The organism is Paenibacillus sp. 1781tsa1 (genome assembly GCF_024159265.1).
GTDB lineage: Bacteria > Bacillota > Bacilli > Paenibacillales > Paenibacillaceae > Paenibacillus.
This window is the reverse complement of sequence record NZ_JAMYWY010000001.1, coordinates 6,997,428-7,015,280: the sequence shown is the minus strand read 5'-3', so window position 1 is coordinate 7,015,280 and position 17,853 is coordinate 6,997,428. Positions and strand designations below refer to the sequence as shown.

Annotated in this window: 15 protein-coding genes; 7 read left to right on the top strand and 8 right to left on the bottom strand. The window is 45.3% G+C overall.

Annotated elements, in window-relative coordinates; translation table 11 throughout:
* Together NKT06_RS31290 and NKT06_RS31285 are read left to right on the top strand one after the other, a co-directional pair.
* Positions 1–960 carry an SDR family oxidoreductase gene (locus NKT06_RS31290; RefSeq protein WP_253442235.1) on the top strand — a complete coding sequence of 320 codons (960 nt, stop codon included), beginning with the start codon at positions 1–3 and terminating at the stop codon, positions 958–960.
* A 195-nt stretch (positions 961–1,155) separates the two neighbouring features.
* Complete coding sequence (locus NKT06_RS31285; protein WP_253442233.1) at positions 1,156–1,782, top strand: DUF2306 domain-containing protein; 627 nt, start codon at positions 1,156–1,158, stop codon at positions 1,780–1,782.
* An 80-nt stretch (positions 1,783–1,862) separates the two neighbouring features.
* Here the strand turns inward: NKT06_RS31285 and NKT06_RS31280 are convergent, their stop codons facing one another.
* Together NKT06_RS31280 and NKT06_RS31275 are read right to left on the bottom strand one after the other, a co-directional pair.
* Positions 1,863–2,738: a hypothetical protein gene (locus tag NKT06_RS31280; protein WP_253442231.1), complete on the bottom strand. Its 876-nt coding sequence runs from the start codon at positions 2,736–2,738 to the stop codon at positions 1,863–1,865.
* 307 nt (positions 2,739–3,045) lie between these two features.
* The gene (locus NKT06_RS31275; protein WP_253442229.1) at positions 3,046–5,070 is read right to left on the bottom strand and encodes a right-handed parallel beta-helix repeat-containing protein; all 2,025 of its coding nucleotides are present in this window, start codon (positions 5,068–5,070) and stop codon (positions 3,046–3,048) included.
* 272 nt (positions 5,071–5,342) lie between these two features.
* On the opposite strand from NKT06_RS31275, the gene NKT06_RS31270 reads away from it, so the two are divergent.
* On the top strand, positions 5,343–6,428 hold the full coding sequence (locus tag NKT06_RS31270; RefSeq protein WP_253442224.1) for a 5-methyltetrahydropteroyltriglutamate--homocysteine S-methyltransferase: 1,086 nt from the start codon (positions 5,343–5,345) through the stop codon (positions 6,426–6,428).
* A 28-nt stretch (positions 6,429–6,456) separates the two neighbouring features.
* On the top strand, positions 6,457–7,947 hold the full coding sequence (locus NKT06_RS31265; protein WP_253442222.1) for an aldehyde dehydrogenase family protein: 1,491 nt from the start codon (positions 6,457–6,459) through the stop codon (positions 7,945–7,947).
* 222 nt (positions 7,948–8,169) lie between these two features.
* Here the strand turns inward: NKT06_RS31265 and NKT06_RS31260 are convergent, their stop codons facing one another.
* Positions 8,170–8,622, bottom strand: a complete 453-nt coding sequence (locus NKT06_RS31260) for a HEAT repeat domain-containing protein (protein WP_253442221.1) — start codon at positions 8,620–8,622, stop codon at positions 8,170–8,172.
* Positions 8,623–8,713: 91 nt separating this feature from the next.
* Positions 8,714–9,679: a YndJ family transporter gene (locus NKT06_RS31255; RefSeq protein ID WP_253442218.1), complete on the bottom strand. Its 966-nt coding sequence runs from the start codon at positions 9,677–9,679 to the stop codon at positions 8,714–8,716.
* A gap of 226 nt (positions 9,680–9,905) precedes the next feature.
* Between NKT06_RS31255 and NKT06_RS31250 the strand changes: the two genes are divergently transcribed.
* From NKT06_RS31250 to NKT06_RS31240, 3 genes are all read left to right on the top strand, one after another.
* Positions 9,906–10,481: a TetR/AcrR family transcriptional regulator gene (locus NKT06_RS31250; protein ID WP_253442216.1), complete on the top strand. Its 576-nt coding sequence runs from the start codon at positions 9,906–9,908 to the stop codon at positions 10,479–10,481.
* Between the two features lie 370 nt (positions 10,482–10,851).
* Positions 10,852–11,703 (top strand): SDR family oxidoreductase, encoded by an 852-nt coding sequence (locus tag NKT06_RS31245; protein ID WP_253442214.1) that lies wholly within the window; start codon positions 10,852–10,854, stop codon positions 11,701–11,703.
* 68 nt (positions 11,704–11,771) lie between these two features.
* Positions 11,772–12,095, top strand: coding sequence for a putative quinol monooxygenase (locus NKT06_RS31240; protein ID WP_253442212.1), 324 nt, complete (start codon positions 11,772–11,774; stop codon positions 12,093–12,095).
* Positions 12,096–12,396: 301 nt separating this feature from the next.
* On the opposite strand, the gene NKT06_RS31235 is transcribed toward NKT06_RS31240, so the two are convergent.
* From NKT06_RS31235 to NKT06_RS31220, 4 genes are all read right to left on the bottom strand, one after another.
* Complete coding sequence (locus NKT06_RS31235; protein WP_253442210.1) at positions 12,397–13,494, bottom strand: Ger(x)C family spore germination protein; 1,098 nt, start codon at positions 13,492–13,494, stop codon at positions 12,397–12,399.
* Between the two features lie 2 nt (positions 13,495–13,496).
* Positions 13,497–14,675 (bottom strand): GerAB/ArcD/ProY family transporter, encoded by a 1,179-nt coding sequence (locus tag NKT06_RS31230; RefSeq protein WP_253442208.1) that lies wholly within the window; start codon positions 14,673–14,675, stop codon positions 13,497–13,499.
* On the bottom strand, positions 14,609–16,066 hold the full coding sequence (locus NKT06_RS31225) for a spore germination protein (protein WP_253442206.1): 1,458 nt from the start codon (positions 16,064–16,066) through the stop codon (positions 14,609–14,611). Before NKT06_RS31225 ends, NKT06_RS31230 begins: the two co-directional genes overlap by 67 nt.
* 324 nt (positions 16,067–16,390) lie before the next feature.
* The gene (locus NKT06_RS31220) at positions 16,391–17,530 is read right to left on the bottom strand and encodes a zinc-dependent alcohol dehydrogenase (protein WP_253442204.1); all 1,140 of its coding nucleotides are present in this window, start codon (positions 17,528–17,530) and stop codon (positions 16,391–16,393) included.
* Positions 17,531–17,853 lie beyond the last annotated feature (323 nt).

Here is a 17,853-nt window from a genome sequence, read left to right as displayed (position 1 = left end):
ATGCGTGTATTGGTTACAGGGGCGACAGGATTCATCGGAGGGGCGGTCGTTCGCGAACTGCTGGATGCCGGTCATCAAGTGGTTGGTCTTGCCCGTTCTGAAAAAGCCGGCAAACGGCTTACGGCACTGGGTGCCCAGGTTCAAGTCGGTTCGATTGAGGATTTAGCAGGCTTGCGCAAAGTGGCTGCTGCAGTAGACGGGGTCATTCATTTGGCCTTCTTCCACAAGTTCTCGCATGCGGGCCTTCCAACTCGGCTTAGGGTTTTATTCGGAGGGAATCCTCGTCATGTAGTGATGCGATTTATGAAGGCTGCAATTGAGACCGATAGGCGAGCCATCGAGACACTTGGCACCTCCTTACCCGCCGGTGACCGGGCGCTTGTCGTCGCGATGCCTACGATGACGCTTACTCCCGGTCGTCTCGGATCGGAGGCCAGCGCTGGGGATCCTCAATCGCAAGGTGGATTACGCATCATTTCAGAACATACCACCCTAGACTTGGCGAATCGTGGGATACGTTCCTCGATTGTACGCCTCCCACCGATCGTACACGGTGAAGGCGATAAGACGGGCTTGTTCCCAAATCTGGTGGACATCGCTCGCAAGAAGGGGTTCTCCGCCTATACAGGCTCCGGTAACAACCGTTGGCCATCCGTGCATCTACTGGATGCGGCGCGCCTTTTTAGACTCGCCTTAGAACATGCTCCGGCAGGGTCCCGGTTTCATGCAGTGAGCGAAGAGGGCATTCCATTTCAAGAGATCGCCACGGCTTTGGGCCTCCATTTGAACTTGCCGGTCCAAGGTATTGGGGTTGAAGAAGCAGGTAAACATTTCGGATGGCTTGCACCCTTCACGAAAACGGATAATCCGGCGTCCAGTGCGTTGACGCAGCAGCGTTTAGGATGGAAACCAGTACATCCTACCCTTTTAGATGATATTCGGAAGGGGTATTATTTCTAACTGTAAAGCTGGGAGGACGCGAAGATCCGTTTGCACCAAAAGTACGGCAGGAAACTTGACCACGACAAGCGTTGAATTTGTATGTCCCTTTCTGGCCGATGCCTTAATCGAGAAGATCGGTATTGACTCTATAGCCACTATAGGGTTTAAAGGGACAACAGCTTCACGGTGCATCAACGGAGGAGGATAATTCTAATGGGAAATAAGATGATTCGGGCACTCGTTCTCATTCTTGCATTTTCGATTGCCGGATACGCAATTGTTCAGTATGGCGTGCTTAAAGCTAGTGATGCAGGACTTGTCTCTTTCAAATTGCAAAAGCCGAATTTTGAACTCAAACCATGGTTATATGTACTATACATCCATATTGTTACCGCGATATTTGCCTTGATCATAGGACCCTTTCAACTATTTATGAAGCCAACGAATGATAGGAAACGTTGGCATCGCCTACTGGGGTATGGATATGTTCTTTCGATTACAGTTAGTGGGATCGTGAGTGTTTATTTATCCCTTTTTGCCACGGGAGGTTGGATTGCCGGGCTTGGGTTCATGTCGCTCGATGTATTGTGGGTTGCGACGACGCTTATTGCAACGAGAAAAATTATGGCGAAAGACATCCAAGCTCATAAAGCATGGATGCTTCGCAGTTATGCGCTTACTTTTGCAGCGGTCACGCTTCGAATCTGGTTAGCGCCGCTGAATCTTCTGCTTGGCGATTTCGAGGCGGCGTTTCGGGTTGTCGCTTGGGTTTGTTGGATTCCTAATCTGCTCGTCATAGAAGCCGTGATTTCCAGAATGAGGTTGCGGCAGCGGCAATGATTTACAACTGCCAGCTACAGAAGGAACGCTAAATGCGCTCCTTCTGTACAATTAACCATGTTACCACAAGGGCCTCAAAATCAACCGTCCGACGGGGCGTACTTACCCACGTCCGGCTCAAATGCCGCTCCACTCGCCAGATCCAGCCCTACATGGGTGGTTCCGAGTTCATCGGTCAGCACAATCATTCGCGACCCGACGACGGGAACGCGGTCCTCGCTGGTGCGCATGTGTGCTGAGACGACACGAGGAGCACCGTCAACGATATAATTTACCTCAACCGTGAACATCGGAAAATTAAAGAGCCAACTGTTAGTAAAATTCACGGCGGTCAACGTCCCGGTATATGACGAACCCTCCACGCGGAGTCGCTCGATGTCCGCCTGACGCCGCCGGGCGTGAGTTATAGAGCCGGGCAACCGCAGGAGTGCGATGGCGGCCCAGAGAGCGAAGGCAGCTCCGACGACGGCGCCGACCTCTTTTGGGATCGTCGGCGACGTCGCTATTGCCTTGAGATCGAAGGGGCGCGATGGATTGCTTGTTAGCGTCCATTGCAGGAGGGCTCCCGCGATTACGGTGAGTCCTCCTGTGACTCCTAGCGACCCGAACAGACCAGCTATCCTGATCTGTCCAAACTGATCGACTGCACTTGAGTACAATCGGCTTGTCACACCGATCGAGAGGAAGAGCAGCACCACGGCGACGCTCACAGTGACTGGATGACTGAGGAATATGCTAATCGCCGGTGTAGGTGCTAGGCCGAGCAGGGCGCCGAACGGCACGGAGCCTGTTAGTGCCCACAGTACAGCGGATGTGAGCAACCACGGCAGCAGTGGAGCCACACGTCCTATGAGTCGTCCCGGCTGAAGCGTAGTCATCCGTCCGTTCCTGTCCGTCGTGGAGAACAATGGCAGCATCACAATGTGCTCTTGCTGACCCTCCGCAGCATCCCTCATCGACCATCGCCCTCCCGAGAAAAGTAATCGTACCCTGAGCAGCGGGGGGATTCCCTGCGACGCGGCCGGGACGATCAATTATAAAATGAATGAGTTTCTTCCTTTTTTCTTCCTCATTATTGAACGTCTTTTTGTAGGTGTTATGATATTCTAGGTGTTGTAATAGAAAGTTAAAATTCCTGTTATCTTTGTACTCAGCCATACATAACCACCCCGTTAAGCTAAACCGTGCCACAAGTAACAGCGGAATAGCGGATTTACCCAAAAATATTCAATCACCTGAAATGACAGGACCCTCAATAATAAACTAAATCTCAAACTCAACACTACTATTTCTGATTAACTCGAAGGGACCAGGTGTAACATCTGCATCGGGTCTCTTTGTTCCGAAGAAATCGGAGTCAAAATGATATGGACTGCTGTCCGGCTCCTCAAATTTCATGTTGGCGTGATAAGTCTTTCCAAGCAGATCCGTGGTAACTAACATTTCAGAGGTACCCCGAAGCAATTCGGGATCATGGATCTGAATGTGCACCTTACCTACTGCAGGATCAATCTCAACGATTATATCCTTCTGAGTATATATCTTTGCATCGGATTCATGAGTACTTGGAACCGCATCGTTAAGAAATACATTGCCACCCATAGCCACCGGAAGAACGGCATTGCCTATAAAGAAATCCTTCGCCGCATCGCCAAGCTCAAGAAGCTCCTCTTTGGTATATTCCCACCATTTCTTATCTTTCACATTAGGATGTTGATCGTAGCCGCCCAGTCCCACAGCATGCAGATAACATATGGAATTGTCCGGAACCCCGTCCATGACCGTCTTCCCGTCCTCTCCAACTTCATCCCTTGATTTAAGGGGAAGATGCTCAAAGAAGGTAATAGGAACAGGTTCTTTATTCGCATCGTTATCACCCAAGAAGATATTGTTGTAATACCTGTCATCGCCTCCCGTGATATTGGAGTATCCGGCCATGGCTGTCTCGTGAGGGAAGTGATATGGCGTGATACGGGTAATCTCGGAACGAACGACAAATCGGCCTGCAAATAAATTATGAGCAAAGGCTCCGCCCTGGGCCATATTTCTGAAATTCATCGGGGAGAGAAATAGATTATGATCAACCATATACGGACCATGGCAAACCTCAACGAAGAGGTCTTCCGAAAGATTGTCAAAAAATACATTACGGCTGATGCGAGTACCCTGTGCTTGCCAGTCCAGCCAAAGCGCACGGTAACAGCTATACATTATATTTTCGCTAATTTGAGTATCCAGTGAAGCATGCAGTTTAATTCCCGCTACTTCGGCACCGTGTCTGAGTCGTTTGTGGTGAATATTATAAATACGGTTCTGATAAATGTGGCTGAAGGCTGCTCCCATATGACCCACAATACCTGCCTGTTCACAATCATGAATCACATTACCTCGAACTGTGTGACTGCCGATGTTATCTTTATGCCAGCCGGAGCGTAATGCTTGTAAAATAACTTCCTGCTCGCGTTGAGTACCACCTTTACTATGCTTCTCCAAAGACTTGGTGTGCCCTGTACCGATTTCGGTACCCAGGCTAATACCAACGCATTTGGATTCACTGATGATATTGTTTTCAATAATCCAGCCCTTGCTCCAGTGAGGACCAATTAAACCTTCCTGATAGTCCGTAGGTGGTGCCCATTGGGGGGAAGCTTGACGAAGAGTGAAACCGCTTACGGTAATGTAGTCCAGACCTGGTTTTTCAGGCCAGAAGCAATAAGGACGTACATTAATTTCTACATTTTCCTTACGAGGATCTTTTCCGCCAAAATTGGCCCAGATTTTGGTTGTCGTAGAACCAACCTCGGCATACCATTTTAACAGTGAATCCTTGGGATACTTGGCTTCGGGCCAAACCTCAGGGTTGTTAACGCTTTCAATACTATCGCATTCATATAATGATTTGCCATCCAAATAGACATCACCGAGATGAATTGGGAAGTGTCCGTCAAACAACCAGTCTCCACTGAGCTCCACCTCAAAGGGATTACGGACGGAAAAGATGGAATTGAGCACTTCTGTGCTCCAAACATGGTCTCCTTCAGACTTCCAGTTGGTAATCCGCTCAGCTCCTGTTATTACGACTTCCCCGTCTCCCGCGGATCGATATACGATTCTATGCTCCGCTGTTCCCCCATTAGAAGGGTTAACCCATTCCCTGTAAACTCCCGCATGAACAATAACGGTATCACCAGCCATGGCATGAGCCGCAGCGCGTGATATGGTACGCAGGGGTTGATCTGCTGTTCCTGTTCCTTGATCATTCCCATGGTTAGATACATGATATTCCATATCAACTCTCCTTCTATTTAAAAATGTTTGTTGTATCTCGTTATTATACTAGAAAATAAATGTATTGGGAGAGATAGGAATTCAGGTGTCGGGCTAAAGGTTACTGATATAAGGTAAGCCACATCATTACCCTATGAGGTTGTGGTTTTTTTGTTTTTCGAAACTTTAGATATTGTTAAAAGCTATAACCAGCCATGTTTTTTTCATATAACAGGCATTCCTTTTGACCATGCTATACTCATTAGAATAAAAAGTTAGAAGGAGAAATACTTATGATACCTTTTCGTAATGATCATGTAGGCAGCTTTCTACGCCCTGCAAACTTAAGCCAGGCACGTGAACAATATAAATCAGGCAACATCACATATGAAGAATTAAGAGCTGTGGAAGATCAAGAGATTATTCGAATTGTTGAAAAGCAAAAGGAAAATGGCGTATTGGCAGTTACGGACGGTGAATTCCGCAGAAGCTGGTGGCATTTTGATTTTCTGGGCGGCTTGGATGGCGTAGAACTATATGAGGAAATTGATGGACCTCAATTCCATAATATGCAAACTCGCAAGGGTGGAATTCGTGTTGTTGGTAAAGTAGATTTCTCGAGTCATCCCTTTGTTGAGGATTTTGAGTTTTTGAAAAAGCATGCAGGTGACGCAGTAGCGAAACAGACCATTCCAAGTCCCAACATGCTTCTATATCGATTGGAAAATGAAGCCAATATCTATACGGACCGAGAGCAATTCCTTCAGGATACGATTGCGGCGTATCAAAAAGCCATTCAAGCTTTTTATGATGCGGGATGTCGATACCTGCAATTAGATGATACCGCTTGGGCAGACCTGTTCTCAGAAGCTGGTCACGATAAGCTGCGTGCCAAAGGTCTGGAACCGGCAGAAGAGTTGAAAACGATGCAGCGAATGATTAACGAAACTTTGGCTCATAAACCGGCGGATTTAGTTGTGACGATGCATATTTGTCGTGGTAACTATAAATCAAATTATTTCTCAACGGGTGGTTACGAGTACGCTTCTGAAGTTATCTTTGGTGGCTTAAACGTAGATGGATTATTCCTGGAATTTGATGATGAGCGCTCAGGTGGCTTCGAGCCTTTACAATATGTGAATCGAACAGATTTGAAAATCGTGCTTGGTTTACTTACTTCGAAGACAGGCGAGTTAGAGGATAAAGAACAGATTAAAGCTCGGATTGCAGAGGCGGCAACCTATGTACCACTTGAGCAACTTTGTTTGAGCCCACAATGCGGCTTTTCGTCTACAGAAGAAGGCAACATTTTAACGGAAGAACAACAATGGCGTAAACTTCGTTATGTGAAGGAAATTGCAGAAGAAGTTTGGAAATAATCCATCTAAATAACGGAGGGGATCTAAAGTGACGATCCAAGCAGACCAAGAGACAGTTATCGTTGAAGCGTTCATTAATGGTCAGAATGTAAAATCCCTTTCGCAGGTAGCAAAAGAGAATCCGTCCAAACCAACGGAGATCGTAGGCTATTTCCCTGTCACTACAAAAGAACAAGCGGTTGAAGCGATTGAAGCGGCGGCAGGAGCTTTTAAAACATGGAAGAAGACCTCCATTGATGAACGCATTATGATGATGCGCAAGGCGATTGAAAAGATTAGAGCTGCTGAGAATGAAATTGTGCATTTGCTGTCTAGAGAGCATGGCAAGCCGCTGTATGATGCACACGGTGAAATTTATGTTTCGTTAATGTGGATGGAGTTTGCTTGTAATGAAGCCAAATCGGCTCTACAGGAAGAGATCAAAGAGCATGAGAATGGTAAAACGATTCTTTCCTATGATCCAATGGGTGTGGTGGCAGCGATTAGCCCATGGAACTATCCCATTGCTTTGTCTACGATTAAGATTGCTCCTGCCTTACTTGCGGGCAACACGATTGTGCTTAAACCAAGCCCATTTGCGCCACTGGCGGCAGCGAAGGTGGCAGAGATTATCGCTAGTGAGTTCCCGGCTGGGGTAATCAATGTCGTTCATGGTGATGCGGATGTGGGCGTTGAACTGACCACGAATCCCCATGTGACAAAGATCGCCTTTACAGGTGGAACGGAAACAGCTAAGCATATTATCAAAGCAGCTTCGGAAACGATTAAGGATATGACGCTTGAGCTTGGTGGTAATGATGCGGCGATCTTCTTGGAAAGCTTTGATATTCATGATGAACGAGCAATGCGCCGGATTGTCATTTCTAATTTCTTAACAACAGGACAGATCTGTATGATCGCCAAACGTGTGTATGTACACCGTTCTATTTATGATGAGTTTGTGGAAAAATATATAGAGGCGGCAAATCGTTGGATTCGAATTGGTGACCCATTTGATTCAAATACGACGATAGGTCCGGTTAATAACCTGAAGCAGAAGAATGTCGTGCTTGGTTTGGTTGAAGATGCGCAAAAGCGCGGGGCTAAGGTCATCCCTCTCGGCCAAATTCTGGATCAGAAGCTATTTGATCAAGGTTACTTCTTACAACCAACGCTTGTTTTGGGTTGCGATGTTCATGATCCGATTGTCGTGGAGGAACAGTTTGGTCCAACGGTTCCGATTCTGCCATTTGACGATGAAGAGCAGGTTATTCATCTACACAATGAGAGCATATATGGATTGACGAGTTCGGTGTGGGGCAAAGAAGAAGATGCCATCTCGGTCGCACGTCAACTCGAAGCTGGAACGACCATGATCAATACCGCTGCTGTGCAGGGGCTCGACGTTCGTTTCCCTTTCGGTGGCTTTAAGCAATCGGGTATTGGTCGTGAATACGGCGCGGAAGGGATCCGCACCTATACCGAAAAGCATGTCATCAACGTTCCGAAGACACTGGATCTTCCGTATATCCCAGAATAAATCGTATAGAAGTTATTCAAAAAGGCTCTAATTTTGCGCTTTGTTTACTGATTTTAAGAATCAGTATACGGGGCGTTTTTTTGTCAGAGCAGTTTGACAGTGGTGACTTTTAGAGAAAAAATAACCCATATCTGATGGAGGTGACGCTGAAGAAATAAAGAAGCCACTCCATTGATGGAGTGGCTTTGTACGTACTTAGCTATTATACGAGGTGAACGGCGGCTATCTTCTACCTAGTGTCTCCCAAATACCATGGAGCCATGAGTCGAACTCAGCATCTTTGTCGCCCTCGTAAGTATCATAGAGATCCAGACGTGTCTTTTGCAATTTTTCCTTAAATTCCTCAAATGTGTGACCTTCAGGAAGGCTTTTTTTGATTCGTAGCAAAATCTTGTTAGTACCTTTAAACAGCTCGCCTTTGTTTTTGTCAGGCATTTGTACATCTTCATCCAACTGCTTCAGCTTGAAATATGCGGCTTCACGCACTTGGAACACTTGATCATTTTTCAAAACATGCTGAAGCAACTTAATGGTAGGGGCTGTATCCCAGTTTCCCAATTCGTTCACCGCATTCAGTCTGTCTCTCCAGCTTGAAGTCCGATTAGCCGCTCGTTTGAGCTCTTCAAAGTTCTCCGGTAATTCATTCACTGCTCCAATATCATGGTTGTTCGTCAAAATTCAATCTCCTTAATCATCGCCATCTCGGCAGAATGATGAATGTTATTTATGTGATCACTATTATAGCACGAACCTGACTAAACTACTCCTATGAAGCCGATTGGTTAGCCTTTTCCTTAATGGAGTCTACCATAAACACCCAACCAATTAGTCCACATAAGACAAAACCAAACGCATGCAGAGATCCATAGATAGGAATAAAATCGAGTATGGTTAAGGAGTACATATTTTTCAGTAACGGATAGAAGATGGAAATGACAACAACCGTGTAAAAGGCTAGGCAAGAAAGGCCTAAGAAGAAGGCTGCCTTAATATCCAAAGCATTTTTCCTCAAGTAAGCAAGGAGATAAGCGGTGTAAACCACAATATTGCAGGCGAATAAAGCGACACCAATGTATTCAATTGGCTTGGAGAAAATCATACCCGTAGCAATCAAGACTGGTCCGATGATATCAATGGCAACGACCCAGGGATACCAGCTTTTCTTCGTCATGATGCGTCCCAGTGCACCAATAAAAATGGGAACGATTGCAGATGAAAAATGAAAGTGAACCGAGCTTAACGCGTGCGTTGCCGGATTAGCTTGGAAGAGGTCCAATTGATATTGATATAGGGTAAACCAAATGCCCCCGATAAAAAAATAAACGAGCCCCGCGCCAATGGCTACTTCCGCTGCCTTTCCTTTAGAGATCACAATCGTGGTCAAGCCATAGATGCCAAGCAGCAGGGTGAACAGTAGCCACCCAAGGGACAGAATCCCTGGAATTGTGGTACTTTCTAACCCCCATATCTTACTACTCATTATCGAAGCTAGAGTAAGAAGCGCAGCGGGAAATTGAAGCCATTTCATAGCAGCATAAATCACTCGTTGATATGTATTCTTAGCATCATGGTTCAAAAGTAAAATCACAAGAGGCACAATGACTAAAGCCGCAAAAAGCAGAAATTTATCAACAAGTTCGAATTGAAAGTGATCCAGATAAAATATCAGAATGGTTATGATTCCACCGGGAAATGTGGGTGATTTTATGAGTTGCTTCAAGGAACTATTCATGGGATTTCCTTTCTAACTATGTTTATCGTAAGACCTGCCTGCATTCAGTTATGTAGTGTTTCTTTAGTATAAAACGGCAATTCTCCTTCTAGTAGTCTATCACATTTATTTCTCAAAATATGAACATAAACTTATCTTACTGAGCCTGATAACACCCGAAGACTTTGGTCACAGGTGTACAACCTATGTCATGGACATACGAGTATAGCACTGCTATAATGGACATATGAACACATATGACAAAATATTGGCAGCAGCTCTTAAGGTACTCGAGGAGGATGGCGGAGCCCAATTTACGACGCGAGCCGTAACTGCAATCGCTCAGGTTACGGCTCCTACACTCTACCACCATTTCGGCAATGCCGATGGTCTCCTGAGTGCAGCTATAGTGGAAGCGTTCAAACAGTTATTGGAAAGCAAGATTGCCGCAGTGGAGTCCCCCATTCCAGAGATGGCTCTTCGTCAAGGATGGGATGACTATGTGCGATTCGCGGCAACCCGTCCTCGGATTTATGCGGCGATGATGGGGAGGTTGCTCGAGGGCGCCCATATTGAGGCGGCAGATCATTCGTACCAAGCACTAGTGCACAATGTTCAGAGAGTCGCCGTTGAAGGCAAATTGGCTGTGTCAGCCCAGGCTGCGGCAGATCTGGTCTGGGCTTCCGCCAATACGGCCTCTTGGCTGTATGTGACGGCCCAGATTCGTAAGGCATCCCCACCCCAACCCGAAGTCGTTGATCTCATTCGGGAAAGCGTAATGCAGATCATATTGATCCAAAGTCCGGACGCCGATTCAAAATGAGGGATTCGATGACAGGGCCTGGGGACTTCAGGCAAAGCCCTAATTTAGAAGAAGTAAAAGAAAGATCGCTTATCCAACCTGGACTTCCAGGAGGATGGCGATCTTTTTTATGTTTGGATAATGCGACATTAAACGCACCCCCATTTCCATAAGTTCAACGCAACGATAAATCTCAACCCCTCCCGCCATAGTACTTCGTGAGCTTCGATTGCATCACGCAAAGCCCGTCAAAACGATGTTCGGGCAGCAGGACAACGCTTCGAAAAAAAATTATAGCACTGCTATAGACAATTTTATATAGCGCCGCTATAATATTCGTATAGCACCGCTATACCATGATCCATATCTTATCAAACCTAGGAGGGTTATTATGTCATTCAAAACGCAAGAACTGGTCATGGTCACAGGAACGTCCAGCGGCATCGGTAGGGCTACCGCGGAGCAGCTGGCCGCTGAAGGATTTCACGTTTTGGCGGGGGTTCGTCGTCAGGAAGACGCCGACAAAATCAAACGCAAAAATATCGAGCCGGTGATCGTCGATGTTACCAATATAGACTCACTAAAGGCGCTGGCTGAACGGGTGGAGCAAGATCCGCTTGGTCGCCCTTTGCGGGCAGTGGTCAACAATGCCGGCATCGCCGTTAATGCACCTCTTGAAATGGTTCCGCTTGATGAATTTCGCCGCCAGTTTGAAGTCAGTGTGATCGGACAGGTGGCGGTTATACAGGCACTTACCCCGGCCTTGCTGAACAGCGGCGGTCGCGTGGTCAATATTGGTTCGGTTGGAGGCAAGATCTCCATGCCTGGTTTCGGAATTTATTCGGCTGCAAAGTATGCTATGGAAGCGATCAATGACAGTCTTCGCAGGGAGATGTCCTCTTTTGGTCTCAAGGTGATCATGATCACTCCGGGTGGTGTTAGCACTGGCCTGTCGGAGCAAGGGATTACGACAGCAGACCGGCTGGCCAAGTTGATGACACCGGACCAACACCATCGTCATGATCGTCTCTTTGACGCCGTGAAGGCTCAGGCAGAAACGTGGGCAAAGGACGGTATTCGCCCTGAGAAAGTGGCAGCAGTGATTTCACGCGCAATCCACGAAAGAAAGCCCCGCACCCGCTATACGGTCGGTTCCGATTCGGCACTGCTGACTCGACTGGTCCGTATTCTCCCAGACAAACTTCTCGACCGGATGCTCCGCAGCCAGATGAAACTGCAGTAATGGGCATTTTCACATACCCTCTTGGACAAAAAGCTATACGAAGTGTTTATACATTAGGAGGAATTAGCATGAACGATACAAAGAACCGTTACGTTACTGTACTCTGGGAGGCGAGAGCCAAGGCAGGGAGAGAAGCCGAGATGAAGGCATTCATGACTGCTGCTGTCACTCCGTCACGCAACGACCTGGGCAACATTGACTATGAGGCTCATGAGGTAGAAGGCCAGCCGGGCACATTCATCATCTACGAGCGCTGGGTAAACCGGGATGCCCTCGATCGGCACCTAAGCGCCCCCCGGATGCAGGAACTGGTGCCTCAGCTCTTAGAGCTGATGGAGGGATCCATTGAGGAAGGAATTCGACTCCTGCAACCGTTCCGCCCAGCGCAGTAAAATGCAACACCGCACGGAACTTATTAAGTTCTGTCTGGAAAGCGTGACAGATATTTTCGTGAGCGGTTAAAGACTTTAGTGGAGGAGGCAACAATGCCTAATGATACTCCTATTGCGTAAAAATAAGACTCTAAGCGCCTCATCCTTATAATCAGTGTTTGACGATTAGAGCACCAGGAGGTGCTGACTGCATTCCAGAAGAATGCAGTCTTTGTAGCGATTAAGATTCCGTGTAGCAGTGGAAGCTTCTTTCCTCCCAGACACTGCGAAGTAACGGGGAGAAGGTTAGTAGCATCGGCCGCTACCTCACTTGAACCGATCCATTAATTAAAGGATGTACTTTGATTTCGTAGTCAACATTAATTTTCATATTTTCCCAATACTTCAACCATTGCTCTTCCGTTATTTCTTTAGAAAATGGCTTAAGCGAATGGGTTCCGACTTCTAAGGGATCCACTTTCCACCGTTGCATTTTTTTTATTAAATCTGACGTTTGTTCCTCAAGGTAGACCTTAACTTCATGAATTAACTGTTCCAATTGTTTCTCACTTTGAATATCCAATTCTCCCTGATATTCCTCCATTCTTCCTTGCAATCCCACATGCAAGGACAAGGTTGAATAGTCCTCTGATAATTTCATGCGAACATTGGATCGAACACGTCCTAAACTGATAGATAACTTTGGAATGGCCAAGACTTTTAGGAAATGATCATTATCCAGAAGTTGAAAAATATTATCGTCCAAGTCTTGAATGACCATGACTTCTTTATCGTTTTGGAATAAGGCTGTTCCTAGGTAATCGAAATTGTTCTTATCGGAATGAAAAACGGGCAGGATCGGATCCTTAAGAGGGGAGTATAACATCTTCATAAATTGATGAATATCGACGATGCTCATTTCACCTTGGTTATGTTTCTCGTAATGTTTTAACATCCGATAAAGAAAATAATCTTGGTTTTCTTGCTTCGTCAATTGATTTTTTATGTATTCATCAAAATCGCCTCTGACAATCAACAAGTAGACACGCGTTGAAATATCGGGATCAACCAATATCGTATTGATCATCTTTTCAATGCCTCCCTTTTTTGCCAGCTCCTCATTGATTAATAACATTCGTAGCTGCCCCTGCTTCAATTCCTGATAATAAATTAAATTAAATTCCCTGCCTCCCTGCTTTAACAGATCAACTTCCTTGGAGAGAAGACGTTTTTTTTCTTGAATGAGTGGTGGAACTAAAGTGCTGATTTTCAACTTTCCTTCTGTTCCCTCGCCAATCGACCAGAACACCACCGGAGCGATCTCCTCTATTAAGTTGTTCTCGACATAAGGAGAAGAACAGCCCGCCATCCACATAAGACATACACTCGCTAATAAACCATAGTGCTTGTACGGTAGCATACCTACATACTCTCCTTTCGTTTAACTGCAGTGAAAAGGATCGCAGGAACAAGTAAATAAATGAATGCGCCGAGCCAGATTTGAATGTTCAGTAACATCTTTTGACCCGGAATCGTTTCCCATAACCATTGATCCATTAAGATGATGCTCATCAAAATGATGAACCAACTCGACAAAAATCCGATCCGAGTCGCGCCTTTGTTCATTTTTCTCATAAAGACTCTTCCGGCTCCATATAAAGACAACAGAAGAATTGAAATGTCAAACACATAATTAAACATATGGAAGGAGATAAGGATGTGATCGATTCGTTCTAAACCGCTCGTTTGAATGTAACTTCCCATATATCCTATTGGAAAATTGATCTTGCTTAAGAAGTTGGAACCGTAAAACAATACCGAAGCAATGAACAATAATGAAAATTCTATGATCGTCAGCATGTTTCCAATCACCAGATATTTCGATATTTTTTTATTGGAGCTTAACCATGGAACCATAAAGACCAGATATACTGGACCGGAAAAGGCCGACCAAATAAACAGCAAACCCTGCCATGATTGTCCCGACCATTCAGTGGGGATGAGAGGATACAAATCGCGGTAATTTGCAATCGGAGGAAAGAAAAAAGGAATAAACATGATTACGATCCAAGCCCCGCAAAGAAAGGCGATGATGACAAAACGCAATGTTTTTTCCATTCCATGTGAAGCCACAAATAAACTGATCAAAAGAATCATTAGGATCAGCCATTTTTTATTCATCGATGGATATATAAAACTATGGAGCATTTCAACGTATCCCAGTGTGATGATTGAAATTTTGAACAATATGATCAAAAAACCAAGTATCGCGAAAACCTGAACTGCCCGTTTGCCAAAAAGCTGCAAAAATCCTTGATAGCCCTTCGCTGCATAACTGGAATTAAACCATTTGGACATCATCATCAAGTTAAGTTGGGACAGCAGTCCCATCACGATAATTCCCCAAACCATATACGAATGGACCAAATAAACGGGCATGATTAAAATAAAATAATGCATTTGCATGCGATTGACCAAAAAAAGAAAATAAATTCCACCAATAGGGGAAGTTCGATTGTATAAGAATAAACTTCTCACTTCTTCATCTCCTTCCGCGATTTCCGCAGTGGTTTTAGGTATTTCGGACGTGTTTTCATCCAAATTAAAGGGCCGCGGATAAAGAGATCGATCCAATCCTTCCCATGAAAAGGAGAAATCGGGGCTAAAAAAGGTTGACCTAATGACGTTAATCCATGGAGATGTGCTAGAATCCCAATCAGCCCGATTACGATTCCCGGCAACCCAAGAAACGATGCAAGGATAAGAAGAACAACTTGCAACAGCACCATGGATTTTGTCATTTGATAATTGGGAACTAAAAAGAAAGCAATAGCCGATATACCCATCAATACAATTAACACCTTACTTGCAAAGCCTGCTTCGACAGCCGCTTGTCCAATGACGATACCACCGATAACCCCTAGCGTTTGACTGGTTTTGGTCGGCATTCGCAAGCTCGCTTCTTTGATGATTTCCAGCGTTACGATCATGAATAATCCTTCCACAAACGGAGTAAAGGGCAATTTGCTTCTCGATTCCAATAATACGAAAAGAATAGGGAGTGGAACCATTTGGTAATGAAATGTTGTTAACGCAACATAAAAAGGAATCATCGTCAAAGAAACAATAAAACTCCCATACCGGATTAAACGTAAAAAACTGGCTATCGGCCAACGAAGAAAGTAGTCTTCTGGTGATTGGAATAGATGAAATAAAGTAATAGGACACACTAGGGCAAACGGTGAATTGGAGACCAATATTGTCAACTTTCCCTCACCTAATGCGTAGGCGCAGGCATCCGGCCGATCCGTTTGTAGAAACTGTGGAAAGACCGTATGATTATGATCTTCAATAAAAGCTGCAAGCTGAGAGGAGTCTAAAAATTGATCAAAATTCACACTATTAATTTTATCTCTTGCGAGGGAAACGAATTCTGGATTAGTTAATCCGTCTATGTACATTAACACGACTTTCGTTTTACTTAATGAACCGATCGTGAAGCTTTCCGTTTTTAACGTCGTTATAGGTAAACGCCTGCGCAACATGGTAATGTTTTTATCGATTTGTTCACTGAAGCTGTCTTTCGCTCCGTATATAACCGTTTCCGTTTCGGAAGGTTCTACTGCACGACCAAGAGGGTTTTCCAGTTGCACACTTAACCATTGATTGTTGACTGAATCATTTAGAAGAATGAATCCTTGCATTATTTTTTGCTCTGCATCTTCGATCGATATAACTTCTGAAAGTTTGGAGTTGGTTAAGCATGAAGAAAGCGAATTGCCGGCAGATTGCTGAAGTGGCTGAATAATCGCCTCGTTTAAACGCTCTTGATTGATTAACGTTTTTATGTATAAAAGATGGACTGAAGCACTGGGACCCATTCTGTGCTCAACAACTTCGGCATCATCCATATGGTTTAATTTCTCTTTTAATTCATCAAGCCATTTGGACATATGATGATTATTCATTTGGGGGCCGTATTGTTCTACCATAGTCTTCTTCTCCTTCCTTAAAGTAATCAAAATCATTTCGTGTTATCTTGCTCTGTAATCGGAAAATTATACAACCGTTTATTTGCATTTCAAACCGCATGACGTTTCAGAAAGCAGTTTACGATCCTCTTAAAGTAAAAAAAACGAACATGCTATTGTTGTCCAGCGATATCTAGAGATCAGAAAAAAAGAACGGTCTCCAAAGACCCGTTCTTGGCAAGCAATAAAGAAAGGTACATACCCGTTATGAGTACAAGTTAACATGGAGAGCTGTCCATCAGGGTACAATGCCCCGTGGAACAGCCCCTCTTTTCATGCCATCATCTAAGGCTTCAGGATGAATTTAATGCACTCATCCGCATGGTTATAGAAAGTGTTATACGCATTATGCGCCTGATCGAGCGGCACTTTATGCGTGATGATCTCCGTGGGATCGAACTCGCCTGCCACAATTTTTTGATACAGCATCGGCATGTAATGAATCACGGGCGCCTGTCCCATAGTCAACTTTACGTTTCGTTCCCAAATGTTTCCGAACATAAACTGGTTGTATTTAGAACCGTATACCCCCGTAATCTGAATCGTGCCGAATTTCCGTACCGCATTCATCGCGATGTTGATCGGGCTGAGCGTTCCGCCAACCAGCTTGGCCTTCTGCTCTTCCTCCTCCAAGGGGGTCTTCTTGCCGTCCATTCCAACGCAATCGATGACGACATCCGCACCCCCGCTCGTTATTTCTTTTATATGCAGCCCCATGTCTTCGAAATCTTCAAAGTTGAAGATTTCGACATTATTCATTTTTTTGGCATGGTTCAGTCGGTACGGAAGATTGTCGACCGCAATGACCCGTTTAGCCCCTTTCATCCAGGCAAATTTTTGTGCCATCAAGCCCACAGGGCCGCAGCCGAGCACCACCACCGTATCTCCCTTCTTCACGCCGCCATTGTCCACGCTCCAATAGGCTGTCGGCAGTACGTCGGATAGGAAGAGGAGATTCTCATCCTCCAATTCGCATGACTCCGGAATAACGAAGGGCATAAAATTGCCGTACGGCACGTATAGCAATTCGGCTTGTCCGCCCGAATAATTCCCGTAACGTTCGGTAAATCCAAAGTAAGCTCCCGTATCCACTTGGGGATTGGGGTTGGAGTTGTCGCATTGGCTCTCCATTTCATGCTGGCAGTAATGACAGCTCCCACACGAGATATTGAACGGGAGCACAACCCGGTCCCCTTTTTTGACTTTTGTCACCTCGGGGCCCACTTCTTCGACAATGCCCATCGGTTCATGTCCGACCACGTATCCGGGTTGGGCTTGAATCGCCCCCTGGTATATATGAAGATCGGAACCGCATATGGCGGTCGAGGTGACCCTGACGATAATCCCGTCGTTTTTCTGAATCGTTGGATCCGGGACCTGCTTCACTTGCATGTTCTTCATTCCACCGAATGTTACAGCCTTCATAATCGCCCTCCTGTAATAACATGCTTTGAATTCTGCACGAATGGATCTATTATGGAATTGGAGCGTGAGGAATATACATTCGATGTTTTTTCTGATATTGCTACACCATTATTTGATGAAATCCCTATTTCGTGGGGTTGTGTGCGGAGATCAATATTTATTAATTAAGGCAAGCCAGACGTTTCGGGTACGTTACTTTAGCAAAAACCAGAAAAGAAAGGGCCATCCCACAAAGGGATGGCCTTTATATTTATCTCTAATTGCAATTATCGAATCACCGATTTATCGAGAAACCTCATTTTTTTATACTCTCTGCAAACAGG